Origin of the sequence: Zunongwangia sp. SCSIO 43204, assembly GCF_019904275.1 — a bacterium.
Lineage (GTDB): Bacteria > Bacteroidota > Bacteroidia > Flavobacteriales > Flavobacteriaceae > Zunongwangia > Zunongwangia mangrovi.
The window spans coordinates 1456337-1482173 of record NZ_CP063204.1; the positions used below are offsets into that span (position 1 = coordinate 1456337).

The following is a 25837-nucleotide window of genomic DNA, read 5'->3' on the forward strand; positions in this document are numbered from 1 at the left end:
AATTTCAGAATACGAAAAACGAAAGCAGGTGCTTCCGTTTTATCTAAAAGTATAATTTATGCGATTTACTAGTACAATTCTTTTTGCCTTTATCAGTCTTTCGATTTATGCACAATCCAACACCAAAATTGCCGATAGCTTATATGCTGTTGGGAAATACGACGAGGCGGTTTTGTTGATGGAGAAAGAAGATACTTCTTCAGTAAAAATTTTAACAGATCTGGCTAAATATTACAAGGCGAATAGTGAAGATAAAAAGGCTTTAAAAACCTATAAAAAGATCCTGGATTTGGATTCTAGCCGAGTAATAACGGCTTTAAATTATGGGGAAACACTTTTAAACCTGAATAGATTAAAGGAAGCTGATAGTCTTTACGAAAAACTAAGCTTGCGTTATCCTGAAAACGCACAATTTTATTATTCCAGAGGTTTGGCGAACGAACGAATGGCAAAAGATAGTCTGGCCTTCGAGCTATTTAAAAAAACGCATAAATATGACCAATTTCACCAAAATGCGTTGTATAAATTGTCTAAAGAAAGTCTTCGAAATAACGACTATCAGCAAGCCTTAGCCTATACTGCGATGGGATTAGGCAAAAACGAAAATAACGTTTCGTTACTTTCTATCACAGCACAAACATATTCGGCGATGGCGGTTTTTTACGAAGCGATTCCGCATTACGAAAAGATCATCGAACTAGGACAGGGAAATGAATTTATTCATACCAAATTGGCTTACGCCTATTATAAAGACGGTAAAAAAGATAAGGCGATAGAACAATATAAAATGGCTTTAGCTTACGAGCCGGGAAATTCTTCAACTCATTTTCTGTTGGGGAAATTGTACGCCAACACGCAAGATTTTAAGCAGTCTGAAGCTCATTTATTAATGGCTATCGAGATTAAAGATCAGCCTTTAGATGGGGAATATTTTAGTTTGGCGCTTACCTATAAGTATCTTGAAGACTATAAAAAAGCTTTTGATTATTTCCAGAAAACTTTAAATGAAAATCCAGATCATATAAGGGCTTTATACGAGCGTGCGGTTGCCGGCGATAATTATTTTAAGGATTTTGATACTAAGATTAATTATTATCAGGCGTTTTGGAATAAATATTATAGCGAAGATCCTAACTACTTGGCCAGAGAAATGCTGTATCTCACTAAAACCCGAATAAGTGATCTTAAGGAAAAGAAACATTTAGCTGCTGAAAAAATTTCCGAAGAAAATGAAAAAGATCAATTGAAGGATTCTTTAGCTGAAGCAGATACCAACGATAGTTCTCAACAGAAAAAATAGTATAAAAAACATCTAATCTTGGGGTTAAGCGCAATTTGATTATTTTTGATGCCAGAAGCCGAAGATTTAATGAAAAGAAGTTTACTCAACAGTAGAGATGAGGTTAAAAAAACGCCTTTCTCGCTACAAAAAGTTACTAGCCATACCTACGTAAAAGGTGTGATTCGAGGTAGTTTTTTTTCGGTTTTAGTGTTGATGCTGTTATCCTGTAATTTTGAGACAAAAAAAATATCTTCTGAAGAAGTTTTAGAGCAGGAATCAAAATCCCTTAACTGGAAAGAAGTCGACGAATACCCGGCTTTTGAAGAATGCCAGCAGGAAACCGAATTGGTTGCTGCAAGAAATTGTTTTGAAACTGCAGTCGCCAAAAACGTCTACGCTTATCTGGAACAGCAACAGCCGGTGGTTAGTAAAAGTATCGACGATACCATCTATATTTATCTTGAAGTAACTAAAACCGGGAAACCAGAGATCGATTCAATTTCGGCGATAGATAGCACGGTGACCAATCAATTACCAAAAATTGAAAACTGGCTAAGGGAAAGTATCGATTCTTTACCTAAAATATATCCAGCCAGCAAACGCGGAATCCCAGTTTCTACCGCTTTTAAAATGCCAATTGTAATTAAAGCAGAGTAATTATAGCGTTCAGTAAAAAAACATTTTTGCAGTTTAAATTTTCAATCTGAAATTTCACTACTACTCACTACTAATTGCCGATCACCACATTCCATTTTCTAACTGAATATTCTTTTATGAGTCCGTTTTTGTAATAAGGGTCATTTTCGGCAAAGTTTTTAGCGGTTTCTTCAGATTCAGATTTAAAGATAAAAATAGCTTTATCAGCAGGATTGTCTAGCGCTCCCGCCATAACAATTTCTCCAGCTTCCTGGCCTTTTTTCGCCATACCTAAATGTTCTTCGCGGTATTTACCACGTTCTTCTAAATAAGAATCTACAAGATGATAAGTTAGGATATAAAAATTCATAAGATTGGTTTTGGTTAAAGATAGGGAATAGATTTAAGATCGCGTTGCTGATAGATGTTAGAAGTTAGAGCGCTACACTTTTAGATTCTAGAATCTTGACAATAGATTTTAGATGCTAAAGTCAAGATTGAGGAATCAGGATACTTATTTTGAATTTTTAATACTGAATTTTGAGTGAGATTCCGCCATCTCTTTAGACGCAATCTGTAATGAATTTTGCCAACTGCCTACTGAGACTGCCAACTGCAAAAAATATTAGATTTCTCGATACAATTTTAATTTCGCTTCACTCCATTAAAATCACTCGAAATGACAATCATTGTTTATTGAATTTTGTTCACAGAACACCGAGATTGCTCACTAACTAAAACTTTTATATTGCTGAAGGCTGATAGCTAAAAGCTGTCTGCTAACTACTAAAAACGTCTCCCTTTCCATTGGTAACCGCCAAAGAGAGAAAGAAAAGCAACGTAGATCGAAAAAAACGGGTACAAAACACTGCTTATCATATAATGTCGCATTAGGGATTTCTGGTTAAAAAACTGACAGGCATTATAAAGCAACACAAAATCTAAATTGAACTTCACTAAAAAGATGATCATAAAATAAGGAAACGGAAACAGCTTAAATAGTCCCAAAAGCAGACTCAAACTAAAAGCGAGATTCATTCCAAAAACGATAAGTCCGGTAAGTTTTGCAAAATTACTGCTGTAAGCTGGAGTTTTTGATGCCCACCGAATTCGTTGCTGTACCAGTTTTTTAAGATTATTCAGCGGTTTTGTGGTTACCACAGCCAACTTATCTTTAAGAAAACTCACTTTTAATCCTTGCTGAATAAATTTTTGCAGCAAAAATACATCGTCACCACTGGCGATATTATCATTTCCATCAAATCCATTTTGGTTAATAAAAGCTTCCTTTTTATAACAAAGATTAGCGCCATTGGCCATAAAAGCTTTATTAAGTCCGAATGCTCCAGCACCAGAAATTTGCAAACTCAAAAAGTCAAGCGCTTCAAAAGCGGTGCTGAATTTTGGGTTTTCAGCTTCGATTGTCACCGGTGCAGCGATCATTGCGGGGTTGTTTTTTATAATTTCAGTATTAAAACTTTGCAACCAGTATTGTGGCACTTTACAGTCGGCATCGGTGGTAAGAATGTAGTCAGATTGGGCAATTTCAACCGCTGTTTTTATCGCATTTTTTTTTGGGGAATTAGAACTTCGATTGTTCTGTAAAAGCTTCAGGGAAAGCTGAGGTTGATTTTCGATAAATTCAGCAATAATTTTTTCAGAATCATCTTCAGATTCGTCATTTACCAGCAAAATTTCAAAAAGTTCTAAAGGATAGTTCAGTAAAGACAAACTTTCGAGTAATTCTGAAAGGTTTTCGGCTTCATTTCTAAACGGAATCACAATCGAAAAGCTATTTTTAGGCGTTTCGTAGTCGTAAAGCGGCTCTTTTAATTTGCCCCAGCCTTTTTTGAAAGCGATCATTAGTGCGGCGTAAGAAATAGCGATCAAAACAACGAATATTAGCATAAAATGGGTTTAATTTTTTCAGAATTACTGAAGTTTTGGAAATCCTTTGGCAATTTATCGCAAAGATAGATTTCCGTAGCTTTGCAAAAGAGGAATACTTTAATTTCCTTGTCAAAAAATCACGAATTTGAGCGAAAGGATCATTTTAGGAATCGACCCGGGAACCACGATTATGGGGTTTGGATTGATAAAAGTGAAGAATAAGAAGATGGAGTTTTTGCAGCTGAACGAACTTCAACTAAAAAAGTATGATGATCATTATGTGAAACTGAAATTGATCTTTGAGCGTACGATCGAGCTTATTGATACTTTTCATCCTGATGAAATTGCGATCGAAGCGCCTTTTTTTGGTAAAAACGTGCAATCGATGCTGAAGCTGGGAAGAGCGCAGGGAGTGGCGATGGCTGCCGGACTTTCACGTGAGATCCCAATTACTGAATATCTTCCTAAAAAGATTAAAATGGCGATCACTGGAAATGGAAATGCCAGTAAGGAACAGGTTGCAAAAATGTTGCAAAGTATGCTGAAGTTAAAATCTTTGCCCAAAAACCTGGATTCTACTGATGGTCTCGCCGCTGCGGTTTGTCACTTTTACAATTCCGGGCAACCGAATATCGGCAAATGTTACACCGGTTGGGACGCGTTTATTAAACAAAACCCGGGGAAAGTCAAAAAGCAATAATCCCCTAACCCCAAAGGGGAATTTAACCCAAAAACTGATGGCAGACTTAGATAAGCTTAAGAGTGCGAAGCTCCTCCCCTTTGGGGAGGCTGGGAGGGGAAATGGAATCTACATCCATATCCCATTTTGTAAGCAGGCGTGTAATTACTGCGATTTTCATTTTTCGACCTCATTGAAAAAGAAAAGTGAGCTGGTTAGTGCATTGCAAAAGGAATTAATACTTCGGAAAAATGAGCTGCCAGATGAACCGATCCAAACCATTTATTTTGGTGGCGGTACACCAAGTTTGCTGAATTTAGAGGAATTGAATGCGATTTTCGAAACGATTTATACGGAATTCAATATTGCTGAAAATCCTGAAATTACTTTAGAAGCGAATCCAGATGATCTTTCTGAAGAGAAATTAAACGAGCTGGCAAATTCAAAAATTAATAGATTAAGTATTGGCGTGCAGTCTTTTTTTGAAGAAGATCTAAAATTAATGAACCGTGCTCATAATGCTGAAGAAGCTCTACAATCTATCAAGTTGGCCATATCAAAATTCGATAATATTTCGGTCGATTTAATTTATGGCGTCCCTGGAATGAATAACGAGCGTTGGCAAGAGAATATCCAGATATTACTTGATTTGGATATTCCGCATATTTCTAGCTATGCATTAACGGTCGAGCCAAACACAGCTTTACAAAAATTTATCGAAAAAGGAAAAGTAAAACCGGTAGATGATGCCGCTGCAGCAAAGCATTTCGAAATTTTAAGAACGATGTTGAAAAACGAAGGTTTTGAGCATTACGAATTTTCAAATTACGGCAAACCGGGCTATTTTTCGCAAAACAACACTGCCTATTGGTTAGGTAAACCGTATTTGGGAATTGGACCTTCTGCACATTCTTACGATGGAAATTCCCGAAAATGGAATATCGGCAACAACACGCTTTACATAAAAGCCATCGAGAAATCGGAACTACCTCTCGAAATTGAAGAGTTAAGCACCACAGATCGTTATAACGAATATATCATGACGCGATTGCGAACGCATTTCGGTGTAGATTTGAAAGAAATTGAAACCAAATTTGGTGAAAAATATGTAAAATATCTAAAGGAACAGTCGGTTGTATTATTTCAAAAAGAGCTTTTGAAAATTGAAAATAATGTAATGCATATTACTGAAAAAGGAACGTTTTTAAGTGACGGCATTGCAGCCGATTTGTTTTATATCGATTAAGGCTTAGATCGCTGCGCTGTTAGGAATTAGAATTGAGAATTTAGAAAATAGATAAGAGAGAAAATACAAGAGAAACAACTGACAAGGATTAATATTTATTTTGAAAACTGAGTTTTAAATTTTTTCTGCGGAAAACTAACACTCAATGCTCTGCATGGGCTACTATAACCATAAATAATCTCTAATTTTACCTTCCAGAACTAAACAAATTATGCTTGCACAAATTCAGTATAAAGAAGAAAGTTTTACGATCGATTTTTCGAAACCTATCGATATATCGCTGAGTTTACGCGGGGACGACAAAAATCCCGTTGCATGGTATTTAGATTCGCCTAAGATCACGCCTTTTAAAGATGGAGATTTTGTAGGTAAGGTTTCAGAAGGAGCTTCGGTGAATTTTAATAATATTCAGTTTAATCCTCATGGGCATGGCACGCATACCGAATGTGTTGGGCATATCAGCAAAGAGTTTTTCAGCGTAAATCAAACTTTAAAAAACTTCTTTTTTAAGTCGAAACTTATTTCTGTAAGTCCGGAAGTTCAAGGTGAAGATCAGGTAATTTCCGCAGCATTATTAAAAGAGCAAATCGGCGATTCTTGCCCGGAAGCTTTAGTGGTAAGAACACTGCCAAATTATATCGAAAAGCGAAGCAAAAAATATTCACATACCAATTGGCCGTATTTATCTGAAGAAGCCATGATTTTTATCAGACAATTGAACGTAAAACATTTGCTGATCGATTTGCCTTCCGTGGATAAAGAGAAAGACGAAGGCAAACTGCTGGCGCATAAAGCTTTTTGGAATTATCCTAAAAATACACGTTTTGACGCAACAATTTCAGAACTTATTTATGTGCCGAATCATGTGCCAGACGGTGAATATTTTCTGAATTTGCAGATCGCTTCATTCGAAAATGATGCCTCGCCATCAAAACCTATTTTATATAAAATTCAGTGATCAATGAAAACAACACTTAAACTCGAAGAACTTGCCAAACTAGGATTGGGCATTTTCGCTTTCTATTTTTTAGACTTTTCCTGGTGGTGGTTTATCGGTTTATTTTTGGCGCCAGATATTGGTGCAATTGGTTATGTTTTCAATAATAAAATAGGAGCATTTTTGTACAATTTGTTCCATCATCAGGGTTTGGCGATCTTGTTTTGGCTGGTGGGGATTCATCTTCATTTTCAGGTTTTACAATTAATAGGTGTAATTTTGTTTTCTCATTCGGCTTTTGATCGTATTTTAGGATACGGACTCAAATACGAAAAAGGTTTTAAATTCACCCATTTGGGAGAAATCGGAAAGTAAACTATGGAATTTCTTTTTATCGGGCTGGCGGCGGGCGCCATTGCATCGTACATTATTTTTACAGCGTTTAACAAAGATCGTTCTAAGGTGAAAACCAAAGAGCAATCTGTCGTTTTAATGGAAAAGATTAGAAGCGTTTGCAAATTTATTACGGTAGAAGGTGATTTTTCTGAAATCTATCATTACGAAAATCTAAAGGAAAAATATATAAGCCTGATCTTTGGGAAAAAGAAGGCAATTATTTTGATTAACGCGAAAGCGCATGTAGGTTTCGATCTTAGTAAGATCAAGATGGAAAGTGATAACGAGAAAAAGCAGATCATTCTTACTAATTTTCCTGAACCGGAATTGCTTACCATAGAAACCGATTTCAAATATTACGATAAGCGCGAAGGCTGGGCTAATCCTTTTACAACTTCAGATCTTACCGAAATTAATCGTGACGCAAAAAAGCATATTGTAGATAAAATTCCGGAATCACCATTGTTCGAACAGGCAAGAAAAGAAGCGTTAAATACGGTATTACTTATGGAAAATATCGTGCAAACCATTGGTTGGAAATTGGATTATTCGGCATTAGTTTTAGATGAAACCGAGCAGAAAAAGATCGAAAAAAATTAAGCCGGAAAATCAACAATATGGATATAGATACTTTCAGAAATTATTGTTTGGATAAAAAAGCGGTGACCGAGCATTTACCTTTTGATCCTGAAACCCTAGTTTTTAAAGTGATGGGTAAAATGTTTGCTTTGGTGTCTTTAGACGCTGTTCCGCTTCGTGTAAATCTTAAATGTGAGCCCGTAAAAGCTTTAGCACTTCGCGAAGAATACGACGGGAAGATCATTCCCGGTTATCACATGAACAAACAACAATGGAATACGATGATCCTGGATGGTCAAATCCCAGCCGAATTAATTTTTGAACTTACAGACCATTCTTATCATCTAATCGTTAATAGCTTAACGAAAAAACAACAACGAGAATTCGACCAATTATAATGGCAAAACACATCGATTTTTACAAAAAACAGATTGAAATTCATCAAAAAGCGGCAGACAAACTTTCTAAACAATTATTGGCGTCCAGCTTATTACGCCTGTTTGTTTTCTTAATTCTTTGTTTTCTAATTTATTTTTTCTGGGGAAATACCCAGGTAATTATTTCTTCGATCATTGGCGGGATCGCACTTTTCATTTTTCTGGTTTCGCGGCATAGCGATCTAAAATATAAAAGCGATAAGCAAAAAGCGATCATTAAACTAAATCAAACCGAAATTGATGTCATGCAATCGCGAAGATTTCAGGATCTGCCAGATGGTAACGAATTTGAAGTTCCTAATCACGAATATGCGCAGGATATCGATCTCTTCGGAAGAGGTTCCTTTTTTCAGTATTTAAATAGAACGGCACTTTACGAGGGAACAAAAAAGCTGGTGAGCATTCTGCTGGCAAATGAGATTGAAAATATTCCGCAGAAACAGGAAGCGGTAAAAGAATTGTCCGAAAAAGCCAAATGGCGCCAGGAATTTAGCGCTACCGCAAGTTTGGTGAAAACAACCGAATCTTCTACCACCATCGTTAACTGGTTTAAAGAATACAAAAGTTTTGTTCCGAAGTTTATAAAATGGCTTTCGCCGGTATTTTCGATATTATCGATTGCTGTAATTGTTGGATATGCGCTTGGTTTTGTAAGTGAATTTCAGCTGATATTATGGTTAATCGTTGGTATTTTGATCACGGGAATTTACCTGAAAAAGATCAATTTACTTTCGGGAAGCGTTTCTAAAATTCAGGATACTTTTCACCAATATCACCAATTGCTGGGAATGTTAGAAAACGAAGCGTTTTCTTCAGCAATAATGCAAGACAAAAAGCAGGCGATTAGGACAGAAAGTAAGAAGGCTTCGCAGATCTTCAGGGAATTTTCTAAAGCCATCGATGCCTTAGATCAACGAAATAATATGTTATTCGGGATCTTTGGGAATGGCTTTTTACTTTGGGATTTGCGTCAGTCCTTAAAACTGGAAAATTGGATCGCTAAATACGGACTTCAGGTGGAAAACTGGTTTGAAGTGATCGAACTTACCGATGCTTATAATTCGTTAGGAAACTTCAGTTTTAATCATCCAGATTATACATTTCCGAAGATAAATTCCGAAGAAAAAGGAATATTAGCAACCCAATTAGCGCATCCGCTTTTACACCCGGAAAAGCGTGTGGCCAATGATTTTTATATCGACAACAAAGAATTTTTTATCGTGACCGGGGCCAATATGGCCGGGAAAAGTACATTTTTAAGAACGGTTTCTTTGCAAATCGTGATGAGCAATATTGGTTTGCCGGTTTGTGCTGAAAATTGTGAGTACACGCCTATTAAATTAATTACCAGTATGCGAACCAGCGATTCGCTTAACGATGACGAATCTTATTTCTTTTCTGAACTAAAACGACTTAAATATATCGTAAATCGTATTCAACACGATCGATATTTTATAATTTTAGATGAAATTTTAAAAGGAACAAACAGTACCGATAAGGCCAATGGTTCTAAAAAGTTTGTTCGAAAACTGGTACGTTCACATTCTACAGGAATTATCGCCACCCACGATCTTAGCCTTTGTGAAATTACCGCAGAATTACCCCAGGTGAAAAACCATTATTTTGACGCTGAAATCATTAATGATGAACTTCATTTTGATTATCACTTTAAAGATGGGATTTGCCAAAATATGAATGCTTCGTTTTTATTGCGAAAAATGGAGATTGTAGACGAATAGTAGAAAGAAAGTTTAAATGGATTCACTAACCCAGATTGTTTTAGGAGCTTCGGTAGGCGAAGTGGTTTTAGGTAGAAAAGTTGGTAATAAGGCCATGCTTTACGGGGCAATTGCCGGCACGATCCCAGATTTGGATGTGATTGCTCGTAATTTTACAGATACGATCACCGCCAACGAAATGCACCGTGGTTTTACACATTCTATTTTCTTTGCTTTGATCTTCGCACCCATTTTTGGTTGGCTAATTTCTAAGATCGAACGTAAGGCAGATGTGGATTGGAAAGGCTGGTCTAAATTGATGTTTTGGGGTTTATTTACGCATCCGCTTCTAGATATGTTCACCACCTGGGGAACGCAGCTTTTTTGGCCAGCAGATATAAGGTTGGCTTTTAAAACGATCTTTGTGATCGATCCTTTTTATACGCTCCCTTTTTTGTTTTTTGTGGTATTGGCTGCTTTTAGGCCGAAAGATTCTATAGGCCGAAGAAAACTGAATTATATGGGACTGCAGCTAAGCTGTTTTTACCTTTTTTGCATTACAATTCCGCTGAAGATCTATACATTTTATGAGTTTAAAAATGCCTTAGAAGAACAAAATTTGTCTTATTACGAGATCGAAACAAAAGCTAGTCCGTTTAACACTATTCTTTGGACGGCTAACGTCGCGACAGACAAATCTTATTTAGTGGGAACTTATTCGATTTTGGATGATAAGCCCATAGAATTTAGGCGCTATCCTAAAAATTATGATTTGCTGGGAGATCTGGAAAATTATCCAAATTTCGAGAGATTGGTTAAGATCTCGAAAGGCTGGTACACGATAACCGAAAAAGAAGGAAACCTTTATTTTAATGATCTTCGCTTTGGTACGATCGATCCAACAGGAAGTGATTCACGATTTGTTTTTAGCTATAAACTCGAAGTCAAAGACGGAGAACTTATTGCTACGGAAGTTGAAAAAGATTACGGCGATGCTTCTAAAATGATGAAAGGCTTGTTAGAGCGAATGAGAGGAAATTAGGTTTCAGTTTACAGTCTCAGTTGGCAGTTTGATTTCGACCGCTTCGCTCTTAAAAATTAGATCTTAGAATATAGAAAATAGACATGAGATTCAAGAGTTGGGTGGAAAATTTTGAATTCATGGTCCAATTTTATTTTTAAGATGTCTCTGTAAATTGCAACCTGATATCGACTTCTCGATACAACAAATTTCGTAATGTAATGGAGGAATTTGTCACTCGAAGTGACATTTTATTAACTTATCAGTTAGACTCGATCGATAGTCTAAAAGCATATTTAGGGATGATAGTCCGTATCAAGCATGGAATGACATTAATTTAAGCTGATCGCTAATCGCTAAAAGCTAAAAGCTAGTTCATCTCTGATAACTGTAAACCGTAAACTGTCAGCCGTCAACTAATGAATCATTTCCCTATAATCATTATCTTAGGCCTTGTAAAACCCTGGTTAATGAAACTACAATCACTTCTTTGCTCATTTTGTTTATTTTTTACGAGTATTTTTTCTGCACAAAATCCATCAGCCCAACTGGATAGTATTCTTAAAGCAGAAAGCGAACATCAAGCTTACGATTATGCTGAATATCCTTTAGGATTACATACAGAAGAACTCTATAAATCTGAAGCCGATTTTGCCCAAAATCTCCTTGATAATTTATCCAAAATCGATAAATCTAATCTCTCGCAAACAGAGAAGATTACGGCCGAATTAATGAAGTTTAAACTTCAGGAACGTGTAGATCAATACCAATATAAAGCTTATTTGAATCCGCTGCTTTCAGATGCCGGATTTCATGTGAGTTTGCCTTATCATGTTGGGCGATTGAATAATTACGAGCAGGTGAAGTGGTATTTAAAAAAGCTAAATGCGATTCCGCAGCATGTAGATCAAAATTTAGCATTGTTGCGAGAAGGATTGGAATTAGGAATCACGCAGCCTTTGGTGATTTTCGATGGCTACGAGGCTACTTATAACGACCAGATCGTAGACGATTATACAGAAAGCTTTTATTATAGTCCGTTTCAGGATTTACCAAAAAACTTAACGCAGGCGCAAAAAGATTCAGTATTAAAAATCGCTAAAATCGCTGTGGAAGAAAATGTGATTCCGCAGTTTAAACGAATCAAGAAATTTTATGAAACCGAGTATTTTCCAAAAACTCGAAAAAGTATTGGTGTTTCTGAAATTCCAAATGGTCGTGAATATTATCGAAACCGAATTCATTATTACACCACTTTAGATCTTACCGCAGATGAGGTTCATGAAATTGGACTGAAAGAAGTAGCGCGAATTAATGCTGAAATGAAAGCAATTATTGAAGAAGTGAAATTTGAAGGAAGCTTTGATGAATTTATCGATTTTCTACGAACAGACGATCAATTTTATGCAGAAACAGGAGAAGAATTATTAAAAGAAGGTCGGGATGTTACAAAAAGGATCGACGCACAATTGCCTCGATTTTTTAAAGTGTTACCAAGGAAACCTTATGGCGTAGCACCAGTGCCAAGTGCTATCGCGCCAAAATATACGGCAGGAAGATATAAAGGAGCATCTTCTCCAACCGAGCCTGGATATTTTTGGATTAATACTTATAAATTAGAAAGCAGGCCAAAATATGCATTACCGGCTTTAGCACTTCACGAAGCCGTACCTGGGCACCATTTACAAATTTCTTTAAATGCTGAATTAGGAGATAGCATTCCGCCATTTCGCCGCGGATTTTATCTTTCGGCTTATGGTGAAGGCTGGGGTTTATATGCTGAAAGTTTAGGTGAAGAAATGGGAATTTACACCACTCCGTTCGAGAAATTTGGGCAGCTAACCTACGAGCAATGGCGAGCTTGTAGGTTAGTGGTAGATACCGGAATGCACGCTAAAGGTTGGAGTCGAGAAAAAGCGGTAGATTTTTTAACGAAAAATACCGCACTTTCTTTGCATGAAATTAATACCGAGATCGATCGTTATATCTCGTGGCCGGGACAGGCGCTATCCTATAAAATGGGCGAGCTTAAAATTAAAGAACTGCGCAAAAAAGCAGAAGAAGCTTTAAAAACAGATTTCGATATTCGTGAATTTCACAGGGTAATTTTATCGCAGGGAACGGTGACTTTAACCTTGATGGAAGATTTGGTAAATAACTACATAAAAGAAGTAAAAAATGAATAAAAGCATACTATTCTTATTTTTCGTTCTTGGTTTTCAGTTAAGTTTTGGGCAAAATCAAAATGATTATGAAAAGGTAAAAGAATCTGTAATTTCAGCATATAATTCAGGAGAATATAAAGCGATTTTCGATAGTTATTCCGTAGAAATGCAAGGCGCCTTTAGCTTAGATAAAACCGAAGAGTTTTTCAGCAATTTAAAGACTTCAGCAGGAAATATTATCGATTCAGAGTTTCTAACATTTAATCCGCCATATACGATTTATGCTACGGAATTTGATGCTGGTGCTTTTATGTTTAGCCTGGCGCTTTCAGAAAATAAAGAAATTACCGGTTTTAAGTTTACGCCCTATGGAAAAGATACCAATCTTGCTGAAGCCGATACGATGCTCGATCTTCCTTTTGAAGGTGAATGGTATGTGGTTTGGGGTGGCGACAAGAAAGAAGATAATTATCATGTAGAGCATCCTGCACAAACCGGCGCTTTCGATTTTTTAAAGATCAACGACGATCTTAAAACACATGAAGGCGACGGTAGCACCAACGAGCAATATTATGCATTTGGGAAGGAAATTTTAACTCCTGCTGCCGGAGAAGTGGTGATGGTGGTCGACGGAATTTATGATAATGTTCCCGGAAAAATGAATCCAGATTTTGTGACCGGAAATACCATTGTAATCAAGCTGAAAGATGGCGAGTTTTTATGGCTGGCACATTTAAAAAAGCATTCGATTAAAGTGGCGGAAGGCGATAAGGTTGAAGAAGGGGAACTATTGGCTTTATGCGGAAATTCAGGAAATTCTAGCGAGCCACATTTGCATATGCATATTCAGGATGAATTAAAAATGAATAGTGCAAAAGGCTTAAAATCTTATTTTAAACGCTTAAAAGTGGACAGAAAATATATCGAAAATTACTCACCCGTTCGTGGAGATTTGATCGAGAAAATTTAGACCGCTGCACTGTTAGTAGTTAGAATTGAGTATTAGGAAGCTAATGTCAATGTGGTCGCGATGACTCGATTTAAAATCCATCATGTTGTCATTTCGAGTGATTTTAATGAAGTGAAGCGAAATTAAAATTGTATCGAGAAATCTAATTTCAGTGGCAGTGAGCAGTCTCAGTAGGCAGTTAACAAAAATCAATGAATAATTATCATGTAGTAAACAGCTTTCAGTTTTCTGTAAATTTCGCTAACGATTAATTCGAGCTTGCCTAGCCGACAGAAAGGCGAAACAAAGTGAAGTCGAGAAATCTATTTCTTCAAATTCAAATTCTATAAAACAAGAAACCTCACAGGTTTTAAAACCTGTGAGGTTTAGTTTTAAATATCGATAAGAGCTTCTGTAAAAACAGCTGACTAATACCGAAACTTATTTCTGCGAGTCAGCGAAATTTTGATAGAAATACGGAATGGTTTCAATACCTTTTAGATAATTCCAAATTCCAAAATGTTCGTTTGGTGAATGGATGGCATCGGTATCCTGCCCAAAGCCCATCAAAATAATTTTACTTTTTAAGGCTTTTTCGAAAAGAGAAACGATAGGAATACTACCACCGCTACGTTGTGGAATTGGTGTTTTTCCGAAGGTTTTCTCGTAAGCTTTACTTGCAGCTTTGTAGGCGTCATTATCGATTGGCGTTACATAAGCGTAACCACCATGATGCGTGTTCACCTTTACAGTCACAGCTTTTGGCGCTAGACTTTCGAAATGTTTTTTGAAAAGTTCAGAAATCTCTTTCCAATCCTGATTTGGCACCAAACGCATCGATATTTTAGCAAAGGCTTTAGATGGTAAAACTGTTTTAGCACCTTCACCAATGTAACCGCCCCAGATTCCGTTTACATCTAAAGTCGGTCGAATAGAGCCGCGTTCTAGCGTAGAGAATCCTGCTTCACCATAAACATCATTAATGTCTAATTTCTTTTTATACTCTTCTTCATTGTAAGGCGCTTCAGCCATTTTAGCTCTTTCTTCCGCAGAAAGTTCTTCTACATTATCATAAAATCCCGGAATGGTGATATGATTATTCTCATCGGTAAGAGACGCAATCATCTTAGTCAAAATATTGATAGGATTTCCTACTGTACCGCCATAAAGCCCAGAGTGAAGATCACGGTTAGGTCCTGTAACTTCAACTTCCATATAAGATAAACCACGTAATCCTGTTGTGATGCTAGGCACATCTTTAGCGATCATGCTGGTATCTGAGATTAAAATTACATCGTTTTGTAGCTTTTCGATATTATTTTCGATAAACCAACCTAAATGTTCACTACCAACTTCTTCTTCACCTTCGATCATAAACTTTATATTGCAGGGAAGTTGGTTCGTTTTGGTCATATATTCCAAAGCTTTAACATGCATGTACATTTGGCCTTTGTCGTCACAGGCTCCACGAGCAAAAATGGCTCCGTCTGGATGTAATGCTGTTTCTTTTATTACCGGTTCGAAAGGAGGGGAGTTCCACAGATCTAATGGATCTGGGGGCTGAACATCGTAATGACTGTAAACTAAAACGGTAGGTAGATTTTTATCGATTATTTTTTCGCCGTATACTACAGGATGTCCTGGGGTTTCACAAATTTCGACTAAATCACAACCAGCTTTTTCTAATTCGGTTTTCACTGCTTCTGCAGTGGTGATCATATCATTTTTAAATTTTGAATCGGCACTTATCGACGGAATTTTAAGTAAATCAATAAGTTCTGAGACAAATCTATCCTTATGTTCTTCAACATAAGATTTCACGTTGTCCATTGGTTTAGATTTTGAAATTTCTCAAAGATAATAATTTCAAAAATTTTTTCTGAAAGCTTGTTTGTGTATTGAAAGATTTGTTTATATTTGCATCCGCTTACCGAAAGGATGAGCATTTTATTGAAACCTGCGGGCGTGGTGGAATTGGTAGACACGCTAGACTTAGGATCTAGTGCCGCAAGGTGTGAGAGTTCGAGTCTCTCCGCCCGCACAACGTAGAAAAGACGCCCCTCGAGGGCGTTTTTTTTATGAAAAACTTCTCAGAGAAACTTCAGGTCGCATACCGAAACGCATACAATATGAAACTATGGAAAGGATTAGCGATTTATCCCAAAATAATTGAGAATAAATCTATATCTCAATTTACCCAAGCTGAGAAAAAAAGGTATACCAAAACCGGTCTTAGATGGTATGTGTACTTTTCCTATTTTAATCCTGATGCCGGTTTAAACGGTAAATTTGAAAAACACCTGGTTCCCACTTATGGAATCAATAGAAACTACCAAAGCTTTGATGCTCGATATAAGGCTATCCATAGATTATTTGAAGCTACGAAGGAATTATTAGAAGACGGTCATACACCTTTAGAAATTACTGTATATGATAATAAGGTTCTAACGGTTGAAAAAGCTCTTGATTATGCATTGAGCAATAAAAAATTGACCGTTGGTAAAGACACTTATAATAATTACGTGATCAGGGTTAATCAATTCAAAAGATTTCTTCAAAAAAAGAAGTTGATTAAAAGAGATATTGGAACTTTTAATTTTCGGATTACTCGTGAATACCTTAAAGAAATAGCAGAGCAAACATCAGTAGCAAATCGTAATAATGTTTTGCGAACATTGAAAGCTATATTCTCAAATTTGTATGAGAACGATATTATTAAGGAAAATTATGTAGCTAAAATAAAGTTTGATAAGACTAAAAATGAAAGGTTCAAATCTTATTCCCACAAGCAAGCAACTGATATATTAAAGTACCTGGATAAAACAGATCCCGTCATGGCCCTTTTCGTGAAATTTATAGGCTATAACTTTTTGCGACCTAAAGAAGTTGTAAGACTGAAAGTAGGGGATCTTGATATGGAAAATAAATTGCTATCAGTTTTCGTCAAACAGGGGAGGTATAAAACAAAAAGAATCCCCGATGATATCATTGATGATCTTAGTAAGTACAAATTAGATAAGCCTGATAACTATTTATTTGCTCTCAACTCAATTAGTGGTAAATGGGATAGAGACGAACGTGGCCGTCGTGAGCATTTCTCAAAAAAATATACTAAAGTCAAAAAGGAGCTTGGTTTCGGTGAAGGTTATGTGCTTTACAGTTTTAGACATACCTATATCACAATTGGATATAAGAATTTGCGTAAAAGAATGAGTAAAGATGATGCCCTGGACACTCTTATGGGATATACTGGCCATGAATCAAGAGATTCTCTACAGAAATATATTCACTACGTAGATGCAGAAATTGTTGATGAATATGATGGAGAAGTGAAATAAGAAATATAAATTACATAATGATTAAAGAAGTTATTCTAGGAGAAAATATCAAAAAGCATATTCCGGCAAATCGTCTGGAAGATGTGAAACTTTCATTTCAGAATCACAACCTGGATTTTGAAAATGATCTTCATTTTTGTGATCTGCAGATTTCCAATCGTGGTACCTGCTGGCTTCACGATACACGAAATAAAAGATTCAACTGGAACGGAACCTTAATCGCAACCTTTCATTTTGATGGTAGTAGTTTTTATTTCACTAATTCCAATCGAGGTGATGAGCGATTAAAGAAATACAAAAATAAGCGGCATGAGTTTTTTAAAGTAAAAAGAACTGCTAGAGAGATTGGTGAATTTGAAAAAACTAATTTTAAATCATAAGTTATTTGACTTATAATACATCAATATAAGTCCTTAGGCTAATTCAATAAAAAAAAGCCTACCTTATTAGATAGACTTAAGTTGTAAAGGAATACTTGACAAGTTAAAAAACACTACCTACAAAATAACCAACGCCAAATGCTCCAAGTATTTTAATAAGATCTATAAACCAGGTATTTTTCGGCTTCTCGTTTTGCTCGATCTCGTAAAGCTGCAATGCTTGGTCTAAGGAATTTTGAAGCAAGCCAATACGCTGATCTTTTATTTGGTTCGATTCGGTTAATTTTTGGTTTGCCGATTTGTATTTCGCAATAATCAAATCGTTGGCTATATTCTCCTGCCTACGCCTGTCAAGTTCTCGAAGCTGACTTTCTACATTTTGAAGGAAACTTAAACTAACTTTCGTTGAATCTTCTTGCGATAACATCACGCAAGGAATCAGCATCATTAATACGAAAAGGCTCGTTTTCATAATCTTCATTTTTAAGTTGCTCTTTTTGTTCTTCTAGATCCTTAGCGGTCTGTGTATCTCCCCTTGCAGATTTATCTAGCTTATCGCCTTTATTCTTCAGCTCCTGTTCTAACTTTCTGTTTTGATCGATTACGGCTTCTTTCTTTTCTTTTTCGTTCTCTAATAGATTTTCTAGCGAATTGATCGTTGAATTTTGATCGATAATGTAAATGATCGAAGCGGCAAGCGCAATACCTAAGATAATTACCCATGTTTGTTGCGATAGTTTCATAGCCTTAATTGTTTCAGAATGTAATATGCACCACCTCCTGCAATTATGGTTGTAGCTATCGCTCCAATACGCTGCCCGGTAGTGTAGTCGTTGAAAAGCATGTAAATAAACCCGATGAATGATATTAGAACCACACCGGCTAGAAAAAATAAGATGAATTTAAAAATTGTTGTTTTCATGATTGATGTATTAATAGAGGGACATAAGTGTCCCCCTGTGTTATTTAGTTTGAATTATTCCAACGTGCCGCATAGTTTCTCACATCGTAATGCACGAAAGTGTTATATAAACCTAAGCCACCGTTTTTCATTTTACCTTCAGCCATTAGCTTTTCTATTCTGGCATAGATCTGTTTAGGCGTATATCCTTTTGCGGTGATATCTCCGGCTTTTCCTTCCTTGTGTTGTGACTTTGGAGCACCTCCAACGGCTTTGTTATGTGCCGGTGATCGATAACCGCTATTGATGTGAATTGGCACACCTAGACTATCGCGAAGAACTTGCAGATTATTCGCTAGTTCTTGTAAGTTTGGTATTAATTCCTGTGGAGTTTCAGCACCGTCCTTTGATGCGAACTCGCTAAGATGAAAGTTTTTTGTTAGTTGCATAACTATTCGTTTTTGATTGATGAATTAACCCTTTGATGTATTATTCATACCAGTATCACGTTCCAATAAGGTCATAAGCTCTAAAAGATCTTCGTTATTTGGATTTTGCGATTTTACGATAGGTATGATGATACTGAGCCTTATTCTAAGCTCATTGATATTTTTCTCATGCTGCTCTAGTCGTTCTTTAAGTTCAGCATTTTCTAATTTCATTTGCTTAATTTCTTCCGCAGCATCGCCCCGTTTCTTTTTACGGTTATCCCAAAAAAGTTTCAGAATAGGGAACCCAGCCGAAAGAATTCCAGCCGCACTTATAATTAGTGTTTTTGTAATTTCATTGCCTAGCATCTTTTAACTCTTTGAAACGGTTATCGATTATTCTTCTCGTTTGATCTGATAGCCTAATCCCTTCAAAATCTGCTAGCACCTTATTATGAATTTCTTCTATTTTTTTGTCATGCTCTTCCTCAGGGATTTTCTTTGCTGACCAAAACTTAAGATCGCTTACATAGGCTGAAAAGCTGGCTACAAGTATCAAAGACTTCACAATTAAAGCACCTTTATAAATGGTCATGCCTACAACATTGAACGCATGCATTATAAAGATGGCATCTTGCAGGAAGGAGAAGAAAAAGAGCAATGCAAAAAATATTACAGTTTTCCGTTCTCGATAGTATCGATCATCCTTTTTCCTGTACAAAAGACTAAGATTCAAGAAAAAACCAAACAACCATCCTAGGGCTGAAAGGGTAATAGGTATAAACATTTCCATTGTCGACATGATTATGTAATTTTTTTCATTCCCCACTATTTAGGTTACACGTCTATTTCAATAATTTTCCAAGGCGTTAATCCATTCCAGAATTTCCAATCTGCAAAGCGGAAATAAAGCTTTTCCTTGAAGTCCTTTTTACCACTGCTATAAGTTCCTATTTGAGCGAGTTCGTAAATATTCCAGAATAAAAATCTAAACTTAACCGCCCAGGTTATCATTCCCTGAATATTACCGGCATCATCTGTCCAATATGCTTCTGCTTTTCCCCATATTGATTGATTTTCTAATATTTTAGAACCTTTATTAGATATACCTCCCTTACCATCATCAAAAGCAATAAATGCCATGATTGAAAAACTAACGCTCACCCATTCATTATTTTTTTTGTTCCATTTCTTTAATTTGTCTACAACTAATTGCAAATAATTATATCCTTTTTCTGCTCTATGACTTAATAAAAAATTATAAGACATATTTCGGATAGCGTTATACCAATATGAATTTCTGAGTCGTTTTAACCACGTATCGCTTTTCCAATCCATTCTTTCAATATAGTCTTCGTTCCAGTCTATCCCATTAGGTTGTGCGTCATCACGATTAATCATATACCATAATTGCTTTTGCCACCAATTATTAGTGCCGTTTGCAACTACTTTTCTAATATGATTTCTTCTTATAAACGGGTAGAAAAACAAACCTAAAAATCCATATACCCCTCGTCCTATGAGATACCAAGCAAAGTCTTTAAGCCAATATTGGCGTTTTTGTTTTTTGGTTATTTCATTTTTATCCAAGCACATTTGCTAATGTTGTTAATAAGTCAGAATATTCAATCGATTCTTGGTCAGTTAATGGCTCGCCATATGTTATAAGTGAAACTCTTGCACCTTCAGCATCTTCAGTATTAAAAGCTAATACTTTTAGTTCCAATCCTGTTTTAGATGCTGTATAAACATCTGGGTCGTAAGTCGCGCCTGTTAGTTTAACACCATCTTTAAAAGCAGTATATTCATTGCCTACATTAGATTCATCTCTATTTTGTAGAATAAGTGCTTCTTGTACTTCTGTATAATTTACAGAAGATACATTTCCAGTACCGCCAATTTGTGCTTGCCAATTTCGTACACCTCCTATAACCGGAAATATATCTAAAATATTACTGTTATATTTTTTATCTACAGGCATTGAAAAATAAACACCAGCATGAAAATTAGATGTGTCTAATTCTAAACTGTTCAAAGTTTTTAAGCGAGGAATGTAGTTTTGATCTGTCTCATAATTCGATACAAATATTCCTTTGTCGAAAGTTAATGTAGGCTCAATATTACCATTTCGATTTGCTCCAGAGTAAAAACCTACCTGCTGATTGTTTATTATATTTAGTAATTGAGCATGGTAAACGCCTGTCGTTGAATTATCGGCAGAAGGATTTGAATTGTTTTGACCTAAATGAATAGGCATTAGTAATTTAATCTTATTATACCAAGATTTATTTCTAAGTGTTGTAAGGACTGAATCTATTTCGTTTGTTTGACTTTGTGTAAAAGTACTCCCGTAGATGTTTAAAATATCTATTGTTTCCTGACTTACTTCTATTGGAGTATTTACAACCACTTTCTTCAAGAAATTACCTGAAGCATCTGCATTTTTTAATACTATTTTCATCTTGAATTTATTTTACCGTTTGCGCTATTATTTTAGAATATCTATCATACCCAATTTCTAAAGGGTGTACATCATTGCTTTTATAGAATGATTTCCAATTCAAAGGCGTGATGCCTACTAAATTTTTGGTATCAATAAGTTGAATGCCGTAATAGTTAGCTATATCCTTCCACCCTTCTATTACTTTTTCTGACTTAATATGTCTTTCAGTTTCATATAATTTTTTCACACTAAAAGTACCATCAGCATATTTTAAATCTTTAGTTTGTCCATTCTCTACAATGGTATCATTTGTGAAATTCCATAAGTCATTTGACCATGTGGTAACAACTAAAGTTGCTTTTGGTATTTCTCTACCTAAATACTCAATTAGATTTTTGTAATGCTTGAAACTGTCACCAGAAATTGACAAATACCGCCAAATATTATCTAAATTATTATTCGTGAACGGTGTATTCCATTCGCTTATATCTTTACTGTGAAAACCATAACTTCTATATGATGAAGAACCTGTGTCAATTGTTGGAGTTCCGTTTAGCTCTAATCCAGTTGTTCCAAAATCAATTTCTATATTAATTGAAGCTTCTGCACCCCCAGATTCCCCTGTATATTGAAAAGGTATTTCGGGACTAGTTAATGCTTGATGATGCAAATAATTATTCCAGTAAGGATTAAATTCCTCAAACTGAATTTCATTTATTATATTAACAGCTTGCTGAAGGCTTAAACCACCATCTAAAGAAATCCCTGACTCGTATAATGTACCATCATTATCTGTGAATCTTATGTAAACTTGTCCTGCTGTGGTTTGCGTTACACCTGACGAGAATTGTATAACTAAAACTTGTTCGATTGCTTGAATTATAAATCTAAGTACTGCATTAGGTTGGGGTGTGTAATTGCTAACAATAGAGTTAAAATTATCCCTAAAAAAATCTTCAGCTTCCAAATGTTCTGCAAATACCTGATTTGTATAATCGTATATTACAGAAGGTGCAAAAGGGTCAACATTTTCAACTATATTAGGGTAAGAAGCATTAGGAGCTTTTCCGAATATAGGGTGTACATTTTCGATAAAAATATAATCTACTTCCCCCCCTTCATCGATTATATTTTTCTTCAATGCCATCGCCTGACCGTTCATCGTTTCCCAAAAAAGTAATCCTGAAGTATCTTCAACATAACTAAGGTTAGCTTCGTGGTCGTAATTAGCTCCTGTTAACTCTGCCAGTTTCTCCATGTATCTATGTCTATGGCTGTCACCGATCGACCAAATATATTTACCTTTTAAGGGGTGATTTGATACGGTTGTTGGAGTAGAACCACCATCGCCAGAACCAAATGAACCAGCATTATTTACTTGTAAACCATTTTCATCAAAAATTGCAATGACATATCCCTGGCCATCACAAATAATTAATTCATCATCATCACTTATAATTTCTTCAAGGTCTGCATTATTACTAGCCGTTTTACTGTCAATATATTCCCTTAAATTACCATCTTTATCATGTATAGTTAAAGCTTTTAATTTTTGATTATCAATAAAAGCAATAACATTACCATCTTTATCACAAATTAAAAACTCGTCAGTTGAATCAAATAACTCTGTATCTGCACCGTTGATTGATACTTTACTATTAATTTTATTGTCATAAGACTTGACTAATTCGTTAGTATCTTCTTTTACAAAATCTACGTTATCCGTTTTTTCTGCTTTCCATTTCCAAATACCGTTATTTGAATTTGTTTCATTACTTGGGTGAGTTACCGCATCACTATCTTTTGAAACTGAAAATTTTACATTTTCTAGTTTATTCTTTTCTGCTTCATCTAAAGAAGTATAATAGGCAACAGCATCTGCTAGTGTGTCAAAATCTTTTGCGATCTCACCAGTAGAAATTGCATCAACCTCTGCTCTTATTTCCTGAATAATTCGATCAGTGGGATGAATTACATCAAGTAGAGCAGTTGTAAGTGTCTCTATAGAGGTGTAGGTGTTTCCGTTAACTTGAATATCACCAACTGGTGTATTGTCGATCAAAGACAAACGGCTATCGTAAATACTAACTACACGAATAGCATTTTCACTTGCTTTAAGCGCAATGAATGTTTTGTAATACCGCACACCATCTAAGGTGAAATATAAATCGCTGACGTTTTGAAATATCTTGGCCATGATAACTAACTGATTTTAGAAATTCGGAAACCTCCAGATCTGCGCGGAGCGCATCCAGATTTCCATAGATTGTAATTTGTTCGGTTTAAAAAAGTTGCCACTTCAGAAAAGTAGGTTGCAGCTGTTTGACGTTCTTTAGTGTACACCGTTTTCTTGTGTGATGCGCTCACAGGGGTAGAATTTTGATTTTCTTTTTCAACAAATCCCCAAGCCGTATCTGTAGAAGCTCCGAAATAAATATACCTGGCAAACGCAAAGATGCTCAACGCTTTTTCTAATCCGGGGTGTGAATAGGTTTCATCTTTATACTCGTATTCGCCGCCCTCAATAAGTAGTGTATGATCTTCAGGGGTTTTCTTAACAGCATTATATAATAGTTCTCCTAATAGCGGTTTGATGTCGATATTCTCGGCATCATCGATATAAGGATTGATTTTTCCATCAGAAACCCCTCTGGAAATATCTCTGTACTTAGCTATTGTTTGCTTGCTGATTAACATCGATAAGTGGAATTAGTTTTATTTCTTGATTTGGTTTGTTGGCAAACCTTGAAAGCAGCATCTGGATCGTTTGTTCTACGATCATACGTTCATCGTTAGTTTGATCTTGGTAGAATAGTTTCATGGCATTAATAGCATCGCCTGAGCTTCCAAAGAGCGCACCTTCTTTTGATCGAATTAGGGGCGCAGGAACATTATTGAAGCACATACGAATGTTATCGCTTACACTATTTTCTGTATAAGAGAATAGCTTATCATTAATGTTAGAATCGATGTTTTTAACAAGGATTTCTTTTTCGATATCCTCACCGTCGAATTCCATTTCTAAGTGCAATACACCGTCTGCATTTTCGGCACCGATGAACTGTTTAATAACTTCCCTGAAATTAGTTCGCTCTTTTACCTGGTCTTGATACTCTTTAGCCTCATCTTCGTTATAACGATCAGCTTCAACAAGTGGCTTAGTAATGAATAGTGTTTTCCCGAAAAAACCTTTTTTCAAAGAAGTACTTTTGTAAATTGCTGAAAGCTTTTCAGATTCAGAATCTTCTATACATGGATGCAATGGTGATAATGGATAGTTCTTTTTCCCTTCGTGATAATAATAGATCTGGCCATTGTATTTATGAATGCTTCCAGCTTTATTGATTTGCGTTTCAACAACTTTTTTATTGTCGTTATACACATCAACAAGCTTCGCCTTTTTAACCTCTTTAGCATCTTGCCAGTCGGAGCAAACGGCAATCTTACCTTTGTACTTGTCATCATCTTCTTTACCTACCCTGCAATCAGTGAACGGTAAACACTCAATACTCGAAAAGTTATAATTCAGATCATAATTCAACTGGATAAAGAAACCTTTATGACGTGAATAGCTCTCTGCGATATCTTGAACCAGTTGAAGAAGCGAGATCTTCTTTTTGTCGTGAACAATGATTTTATTTAGCTCATCACCAAAACCTTTACCAGAGATATAAGAAGCCATAAGCGCAGCGCAGCGACTGGCAGTCACCGAATTATCGATAAGGCTTTCAATAAGTTCGGGGTAGTCATTATCTACCCCGTTCTTATATATTTCGTTCTTCTTATCGAATTTTGATTTTACTGAAGAAATGATCTCAATAAATGCAGCGCTAAATCTTTTCATCGGGATTAGTCTTTATTCTCTGAACCTTCCTTTTTGGTTTTGTCCTGTTCTGCCTGAGCTTTCTCGATTGCTTCGATAACAGCATCTTTATTGGCTAATTCTTCAGGCTTTTCAATACCTAAACCTTTCGCCATTTCATCCAATTCAGGGCGAGTGGATTTACTAAGATTAATAACAGTTTCTTTATTCTCTGAACCTTCCTTTTTGGTTTTGTCTGGAATGGTATCGAATAAATCTTTCCCTTTTTTGTGATTCTTAATCAATTGCTCTGCCTGCTTATCGGTAAGCGTGGCGTTAAATGCAAATTCGCGGCTTCCAAATGATAATGGAATACCGTCGTATTTTTCTTTTAACTTATATCCGGAGTTTGGTTTTTTAGCTCCCATGATCTGTAAGTGTTTTGTAAGTTTTCGGTAATAATCCTCAAGACATCGATCACACCCGGCATTAATTTCTTTCGGGTTGAACGTTTGCTTGTAATCGCGTAAGAATTGGCTCAAATAACGATTCCCGTGATCATCTTTACCACGGAAAATCGTTTCTTTATCTAAGCTTAACCAATCCATCT

Annotated in this window: 29 protein-coding genes and 1 tRNA gene; 15 read left to right on the forward strand and 15 right to left on the reverse strand. The window is 36.0% G+C overall.

The window, feature by feature from the left end:
* Positions 1-58: 58 nt before the first annotated feature.
* Positions 59-1300, forward strand: coding sequence for a lipopolysaccharide assembly protein LapB (locus INR75_RS06475; protein WP_223091245.1), 1242 nt, complete (start codon positions 59-61; stop codon positions 1298-1300).
* A gap of 69 nt (positions 1301-1369) precedes the next feature.
* Positions 1370-1939, forward strand: coding sequence for a hypothetical protein (locus INR75_RS06480; RefSeq protein ID WP_255584660.1), 570 nt, complete (start codon positions 1370-1372; stop codon positions 1937-1939).
* Positions 1940-2009: 70 nt separating this feature from the next.
* On the opposite strand, the gene INR75_RS06485 is transcribed toward INR75_RS06480, so the two are convergent.
* Positions 2010-2288: a YciI-like protein gene (locus tag INR75_RS06485; RefSeq protein ID WP_223091246.1), complete on the reverse strand. Its 279-nt coding sequence runs from the start codon at positions 2286-2288 to the stop codon at positions 2010-2012.
* A 416-nt stretch (positions 2289-2704) separates the two neighbouring features.
* Entirely contained in the window at positions 2705-3826 is a 1122-nt protein-coding gene (locus INR75_RS06490) for a glycosyltransferase (RefSeq protein ID WP_223091247.1), read from the reverse strand.
* 127 nt (positions 3827-3953) lie between these two features.
* Between INR75_RS06490 and ruvC the strand changes: the two genes are divergently transcribed.
* The 10 genes from ruvC (at position 3954) to INR75_RS06540 (ending at position 13956) form a co-directional block, all read left to right on the forward strand.
* Positions 3954-4508, forward strand: coding sequence for a crossover junction endodeoxyribonuclease RuvC (gene ruvC / locus INR75_RS06495; protein ID WP_223091248.1), 555 nt, complete (start codon positions 3954-3956; stop codon positions 4506-4508).
* Positions 4509-4545: 37 nt separating this feature from the next.
* Positions 4546-5733 carry a radical SAM family heme chaperone HemW gene (gene hemW, locus INR75_RS06500; RefSeq protein WP_255584661.1) on the forward strand — a complete coding sequence of 396 codons (1188 nt, stop codon included), beginning with the start codon at positions 4546-4548 and terminating at the stop codon, positions 5731-5733.
* Positions 5734-5944: 211 nt separating this feature from the next.
* Entirely contained in the window at positions 5945-6691 is a 747-nt protein-coding gene (locus INR75_RS06505) for a cyclase family protein (protein WP_223091249.1), read from the forward strand.
* 3 nt (positions 6692-6694) lie between these two features.
* The gene (locus INR75_RS06510) at positions 6695-7045 is read left to right on the forward strand and encodes a DUF4260 domain-containing protein (RefSeq protein ID WP_084840485.1); all 351 of its coding nucleotides are present in this window, start codon (positions 6695-6697) and stop codon (positions 7043-7045) included.
* A 3-nt stretch (positions 7046-7048) separates the two neighbouring features.
* Entirely contained in the window at positions 7049-7666 is a 618-nt protein-coding gene (locus tag INR75_RS06515) for a DUF4230 domain-containing protein (protein WP_223091250.1), read from the forward strand.
* Positions 7667-7683: 17 nt separating this feature from the next.
* Positions 7684-8043 (forward strand): MmcQ/YjbR family DNA-binding protein, encoded by a 360-nt coding sequence (locus INR75_RS06520; protein ID WP_223091251.1) that lies wholly within the window; start codon positions 7684-7686, stop codon positions 8041-8043.
* On the forward strand, positions 8043-9821 hold the full coding sequence (locus INR75_RS06525; protein ID WP_223091252.1) for a DNA mismatch repair protein MutS: 1779 nt from the start codon (positions 8043-8045) through the stop codon (positions 9819-9821). Before INR75_RS06520 ends, INR75_RS06525 begins: the two co-directional genes overlap by 1 nt.
* Positions 9822-9837: 16 nt before the next feature.
* Positions 9838-10842, forward strand: coding sequence for a metal-dependent hydrolase (locus INR75_RS06530; RefSeq protein WP_223091253.1), 1005 nt, complete (start codon positions 9838-9840; stop codon positions 10840-10842).
* A gap of 449 nt (positions 10843-11291) precedes the next feature.
* Positions 11292-13007, forward strand: coding sequence for a DUF885 family protein (locus INR75_RS06535; RefSeq protein ID WP_223091254.1), 1716 nt, complete (start codon positions 11292-11294; stop codon positions 13005-13007).
* The gene (locus INR75_RS06540; protein ID WP_223091255.1) at positions 13000-13956 is read left to right on the forward strand and encodes a M23 family metallopeptidase; all 957 of its coding nucleotides are present in this window, start codon (positions 13000-13002) and stop codon (positions 13954-13956) included. The genes INR75_RS06535 and INR75_RS06540 overlap by 8 nt, the downstream gene beginning before the upstream one ends.
* A gap of 420 nt (positions 13957-14376) precedes the next feature.
* On the opposite strand, the gene INR75_RS06545 is transcribed toward INR75_RS06540, so the two are convergent.
* Positions 14377-15765 (reverse strand): dipeptidase, encoded by a 1389-nt coding sequence (locus tag INR75_RS06545; protein WP_223091256.1) that lies wholly within the window; start codon positions 15763-15765, stop codon positions 14377-14379.
* Between the two features lie 129 nt (positions 15766-15894).
* Here INR75_RS06545 and INR75_RS06550 point away from each other — a divergent pair.
* The 3 genes from INR75_RS06550 to INR75_RS06560 all read left to right on the forward strand — a co-directional run bounded on the left by INR75_RS06550 (position 15895) and on the right by INR75_RS06560 (position 17653).
* Positions 15895-15976, forward strand: a tRNA-Leu gene (locus INR75_RS06550).
* 88 nt (positions 15977-16064) lie between these two features.
* Positions 16065-17273, forward strand: coding sequence for a site-specific integrase (locus INR75_RS06555; RefSeq protein WP_223091257.1), 1209 nt, complete (start codon positions 16065-16067; stop codon positions 17271-17273).
* A 17-nt stretch (positions 17274-17290) separates the two neighbouring features.
* On the forward strand, positions 17291-17653 hold the full coding sequence (locus tag INR75_RS06560) for a hypothetical protein (protein ID WP_223091258.1): 363 nt from the start codon (positions 17291-17293) through the stop codon (positions 17651-17653).
* 103 nt (positions 17654-17756) lie between these two features.
* On the opposite strand, the gene INR75_RS06565 is transcribed toward INR75_RS06560, so the two are convergent.
* The 12 genes from INR75_RS06565 to INR75_RS06620 are packed head-to-tail and all read right to left on the reverse strand — an operon-like array spanning position 17757 to position 25835.
* The gene (locus INR75_RS06565; protein ID WP_223091259.1) at positions 17757-18125 is read right to left on the reverse strand and encodes a hypothetical protein; all 369 of its coding nucleotides are present in this window, start codon (positions 18123-18125) and stop codon (positions 17757-17759) included.
* Complete coding sequence (locus tag INR75_RS06570; RefSeq protein ID WP_223091260.1) at positions 18049-18396, reverse strand: hypothetical protein; 348 nt, start codon at positions 18394-18396, stop codon at positions 18049-18051. Before INR75_RS06570 ends, INR75_RS06565 begins: the two co-directional genes overlap by 77 nt.
* Entirely contained in the window at positions 18393-18575 is a 183-nt protein-coding gene (locus INR75_RS06575) for a hypothetical protein (RefSeq protein ID WP_223091261.1), read from the reverse strand. Before INR75_RS06575 ends, INR75_RS06570 begins: the two co-directional genes overlap by 4 nt.
* A 44-nt stretch (positions 18576-18619) precedes the next feature.
* Entirely contained in the window at positions 18620-19003 is a 384-nt protein-coding gene (locus INR75_RS06580) for a D-Ala-D-Ala carboxypeptidase family metallohydrolase (protein ID WP_223091262.1), read from the reverse strand.
* A gap of 24 nt (positions 19004-19027) precedes the next feature.
* Positions 19028-19351: a hypothetical protein gene (locus tag INR75_RS06585; protein ID WP_223091263.1), complete on the reverse strand. Its 324-nt coding sequence runs from the start codon at positions 19349-19351 to the stop codon at positions 19028-19030.
* Positions 19338-19784, reverse strand: coding sequence for a hypothetical protein (locus INR75_RS06590; protein WP_223091264.1), 447 nt, complete (start codon positions 19782-19784; stop codon positions 19338-19340). Before INR75_RS06590 ends, INR75_RS06585 begins: the two co-directional genes overlap by 14 nt.
* A 35-nt stretch (positions 19785-19819) precedes the next feature.
* Entirely contained in the window at positions 19820-20578 is a 759-nt protein-coding gene (locus INR75_RS06595; protein WP_223091265.1) for a hypothetical protein, read from the reverse strand.
* A complete protein-coding gene (locus INR75_RS06600; RefSeq protein ID WP_223091266.1) occupies positions 20565-21443 on the reverse strand; it encodes a hypothetical protein in 879 nt (292 codons plus the stop codon). The genes INR75_RS06595 and INR75_RS06600 overlap by 14 nt, the downstream gene beginning before the upstream one ends.
* 7 nt (positions 21444-21450) lie before the next feature.
* Complete coding sequence (locus tag INR75_RS06605; RefSeq protein WP_223091267.1) at positions 21451-23622, reverse strand: hypothetical protein; 2172 nt, start codon at positions 23620-23622, stop codon at positions 21451-21453.
* Between the two features lie 5 nt (positions 23623-23627).
* Positions 23628-24122: a DUF6712 family protein gene (locus INR75_RS06610; protein WP_223091268.1), complete on the reverse strand. Its 495-nt coding sequence runs from the start codon at positions 24120-24122 to the stop codon at positions 23628-23630.
* Positions 24094-25269 carry a hypothetical protein gene (locus INR75_RS06615; RefSeq protein ID WP_223091269.1) on the reverse strand — a complete coding sequence of 392 codons (1176 nt, stop codon included), beginning with the start codon at positions 25267-25269 and terminating at the stop codon, positions 24094-24096. Before INR75_RS06615 ends, INR75_RS06610 begins: the two co-directional genes overlap by 29 nt.
* Before the next feature lie 5 nt (positions 25270-25274).
* Entirely contained in the window at positions 25275-25835 is a 561-nt protein-coding gene (locus INR75_RS06620) for a Rho termination factor N-terminal domain-containing protein (RefSeq protein WP_223091270.1), read from the reverse strand.
* Between the last annotated feature and the right edge of the window lie 2 nt (positions 25836-25837).

Excerpts from the sequence above, each read along its gene's own strand:
- INR75_RS06475 (WP_223091245.1), top strand. The coding sequence starts at position 59 with ATGCGATTTACTAGTACAATTCTTTTTGCCTTTATCAGTCTTTCGATT.
- INR75_RS06480 (WP_255584660.1), top strand. The coding sequence starts at position 1,370 with ATGAAAAGAAGTTTACTCAACAGTAGAGATGAGGTTAAAAAAACGCCT.
- INR75_RS06485 (WP_223091246.1), bottom strand. The coding sequence starts at position 2,288 with ATGAATTTTTATATCCTAACTTATCATCTTGTAGATTCTTATTTAGAA.
- INR75_RS06490 (WP_223091247.1), bottom strand. The coding sequence starts at position 3,826 with ATGCTAATATTCGTTGTTTTGATCGCTATTTCTTACGCCGCACTAATG.
- hemW (WP_255584661.1), top strand. The coding sequence starts at position 4,546 with ATGGCAGACTTAGATAAGCTTAAGAGTGCGAAGCTCCTCCCCTTTGGG.
- INR75_RS06505 (WP_223091249.1), top strand. The coding sequence starts at position 5,945 with ATGCTTGCACAAATTCAGTATAAAGAAGAAAGTTTTACGATCGATTTT.
- INR75_RS06510 (WP_084840485.1), top strand. The coding sequence starts at position 6,695 with ATGAAAACAACACTTAAACTCGAAGAACTTGCCAAACTAGGATTGGGC.
- INR75_RS06515 (WP_223091250.1), top strand. The coding sequence starts at position 7,049 with ATGGAATTTCTTTTTATCGGGCTGGCGGCGGGCGCCATTGCATCGTAC.
- INR75_RS06520 (WP_223091251.1), top strand. The coding sequence starts at position 7,684 with ATGGATATAGATACTTTCAGAAATTATTGTTTGGATAAAAAAGCGGTG.
- INR75_RS06525 (WP_223091252.1), top strand. The coding sequence starts at position 8,043 with ATGGCAAAACACATCGATTTTTACAAAAAACAGATTGAAATTCATCAA.
- INR75_RS06530 (WP_223091253.1), top strand. The coding sequence starts at position 9,838 with ATGGATTCACTAACCCAGATTGTTTTAGGAGCTTCGGTAGGCGAAGTG.
- INR75_RS06535 (WP_223091254.1), top strand. The coding sequence starts at position 11,292 with ATGAAACTACAATCACTTCTTTGCTCATTTTGTTTATTTTTTACGAGT.
- INR75_RS06540 (WP_223091255.1), top strand. The coding sequence starts at position 13,000 with ATGAATAAAAGCATACTATTCTTATTTTTCGTTCTTGGTTTTCAGTTA.
- INR75_RS06545 (WP_223091256.1), bottom strand. The coding sequence starts at position 15,765 with ATGGACAACGTGAAATCTTATGTTGAAGAACATAAGGATAGATTTGTC.
- INR75_RS06555 (WP_223091257.1), top strand. The coding sequence starts at position 16,065 with ATGAAACTATGGAAAGGATTAGCGATTTATCCCAAAATAATTGAGAAT.
- INR75_RS06560 (WP_223091258.1), top strand. The coding sequence starts at position 17,291 with ATGATTAAAGAAGTTATTCTAGGAGAAAATATCAAAAAGCATATTCCG.
- INR75_RS06565 (WP_223091259.1), bottom strand. The coding sequence starts at position 18,125 with ATGAAAACGAGCCTTTTCGTATTAATGATGCTGATTCCTTGCGTGATG.
- INR75_RS06570 (WP_223091260.1), bottom strand. The coding sequence starts at position 18,396 with ATGAAACTATCGCAACAAACATGGGTAATTATCTTAGGTATTGCGCTT.
- INR75_RS06575 (WP_223091261.1), bottom strand. The coding sequence starts at position 18,575 with ATGAAAACAACAATTTTTAAATTCATCTTATTTTTTCTAGCCGGTGTG.
- INR75_RS06580 (WP_223091262.1), bottom strand. The coding sequence starts at position 19,003 with ATGCAACTAACAAAAAACTTTCATCTTAGCGAGTTCGCATCAAAGGAC.
- INR75_RS06585 (WP_223091263.1), bottom strand. The coding sequence starts at position 19,351 with ATGCTAGGCAATGAAATTACAAAAACACTAATTATAAGTGCGGCTGGA.
- INR75_RS06590 (WP_223091264.1), bottom strand. The coding sequence starts at position 19,784 with ATGTCGACAATGGAAATGTTTATACCTATTACCCTTTCAGCCCTAGGA.
- INR75_RS06595 (WP_223091265.1), bottom strand. The coding sequence starts at position 20,578 with ATGTGCTTGGATAAAAATGAAATAACCAAAAAACAAAAACGCCAATAT.
- INR75_RS06600 (WP_223091266.1), bottom strand. The coding sequence starts at position 21,443 with ATGAAAATAGTATTAAAAAATGCAGATGCTTCAGGTAATTTCTTGAAG.
- INR75_RS06605 (WP_223091267.1), bottom strand. The coding sequence starts at position 23,622 with ATGGCCAAGATATTTCAAAACGTCAGCGATTTATATTTCACCTTAGAT.
- INR75_RS06610 (WP_223091268.1), bottom strand. The coding sequence starts at position 24,122 with ATGTTAATCAGCAAGCAAACAATAGCTAAGTACAGAGATATTTCCAGA.
- INR75_RS06615 (WP_223091269.1), bottom strand. The coding sequence starts at position 25,269 with ATGAAAAGATTTAGCGCTGCATTTATTGAGATCATTTCTTCAGTAAAA.
- INR75_RS06620 (WP_223091270.1), bottom strand. The coding sequence starts at position 25,835 with ATGGATTGGTTAAGCTTAGATAAAGAAACGATTTTCCGTGGTAAAGAT.